The sequence below is a fragment of the Hydrotalea sp. genome (assembly GCF_049968455.1).
In the GTDB taxonomy this organism is placed as follows: Bacteria; Bacteroidota; Bacteroidia; order Chitinophagales; family Chitinophagaceae; genus Hydrotalea.
Genome location: NZ_JBMFQT010000068.1, coordinates 1 through 560, shown reverse-complemented (window position 1 = coordinate 560; position 560 = coordinate 1). Strand labels below are relative to the sequence as shown.

General features: G+C 39.5%; 1 pseudogene. It reads left to right on the top strand.

Annotated features, from left to right (window positions below):
• Positions 1-560, top strand: a pseudogene (locus ACP5P5_RS13735) (M13 family peptidase); the annotation flags it as partial.

Genomic DNA, 560 nt, shown 5'->3' with positions numbered 1-560 from the left:
GATACTTCTGTAAAACCAGGCGATAACTTTTTTCTGTATGCCAATGGCAATTGGCTGAAAAAAACAACCATTCCAGCATCTGAAGTGGGTGCCGGCGCCTTTCTCGACTTATATAATCGCACTAAAAATAATATTCATTCCATTTTATTAGATGCGGAGAAAAATGCCGCCCCCGCAGGTAGTATTCAACAAAAAGTTGGTGACTTTTTCGCTTCCGGTATGGACTCAGCAGCTATTGAAAAATTAGGCTATTCACCCATTCAACCGGCATTGAATGATATTAGTACATTAAAAAATGCAGCTGACATTATTCATTATGCAGCACAAGCACACACCCGTGGAAGTGCCATGTTGTTTGACTTTGGTGTATACCCCGACGATAAAAATAGTATGGCTACTATTGCGGTATTTAGCCAAGGCGGTTTAGGTTTACCCGATCGCGATTATTATTTTAAAACCGATGCTGCTACACAAGCCGTAGTGCAAGCTTATAAAAACTACTTACAAAAACTATTAATACTAACTGGAACAGATAGCCTTACTGCAATACAACAAGTTGA